The sequence below is a fragment of the Streptomyces diastatochromogenes genome, assembly GCF_002242805.1.
Classification (GTDB): Bacteria; Actinomycetota; Actinomycetes; order Streptomycetales; family Streptomycetaceae; genus Streptomyces; species Streptomyces diastatochromogenes.
This window is the reverse complement of the sequence record NZ_MCGQ01000189.1, coordinates 1-839: the sequence shown is the minus strand read 5'-3', so window position 1 is coordinate 839 and position 839 is coordinate 1. Positions and strand designations below refer to the sequence as shown.

At 66.2% G+C, this 839-nt stretch carries 2 pseudogenes; one reads left to right on the top strand and one right to left on the bottom strand.

From position 1 onward, the window contains the following. Nucleotides 1–135: 135 nt before the first annotated feature. Nucleotides 136–390, top strand: a pseudogene (locus BEK98_RS47555) (IS701 family transposase); the annotation flags it as partial. A 116-nt stretch (nt 391–506) separates the two neighbouring features. Here the strand turns inward: BEK98_RS47555 and BEK98_RS47550 are convergent. Then, nucleotides 507–839 (bottom strand): annotated as a pseudogene (locus BEK98_RS47550) (inositol phosphorylceramide synthase); the annotation flags it as partial.

Below are 839 nucleotides of genomic sequence, written 5' to 3'. Positions count from 1 at the left end.
GGCTGACCGTATCCGTGCGGCTGGCGGTCGGCTACCCCGCCTGACCACTTCGGCGAGGGCCACCCGATAGCGCTGGTGGAGCCGGCATGGGCACGGCTGAGGTCACGGTTGACCATCGTGAGTTGTTTCGAGGCGATGGCGCGGATCGCGGGCCGCTTCGCAGGGGTCGGACCACGGCAGCGGGCTGGGCGGTTGGTGCTTGGGCTGCTCGCCGATCTGCCCCGCAAGAGCAGCTGGACGATCGCCGAGTGGGCCCGGGAAACCATCCCGCACGGCATGCAGCACCCGCTGTGCTGGGCTGAACCGCAGTACACCGGCACGGCCGGGCGAATCGAGAACTCCCAGGTCGCCGTCTATCTCGTCTACGCCCGTACCAGCAAACATGCCGCGTGGCCTGAGACGAGGTTCCGGGCCGAGAAACACGCCCGCCCGCGCACCCCAGACGGTCTGATCCCGCTCTCCTGCAACTCGGGAAGCGCACAGCCCGCAACCTGATGCAACATGATTCAAACCAGCTCGGGTTGCGGTTCCGGTTGCGGCGCTGGTGCAGCCTTCGGTTCCCACAGTGTGGTGGTCCGTATGTAGCCGTGAACCACTGAGGCCATCGCCAGAATGAGAAGTGGCCCGAAGACCCACGGATGTGTGGCCATCTCCATCGGCAGATAGCGATAGGACATCAAGAGCGCGGCGAAGACCATTGCGCCGTGGGTGACCAGCAGGATTCCTGACCTGTCCCAGCCGCGTTCGTGCGAGCGCAGAGCTGCCTCGATCGTGAGCGCGAAGACCACGCCGGCAACGAGATCCGTGCCGTAGTGGTAACCGAAGCCCAGCGTCGCGCC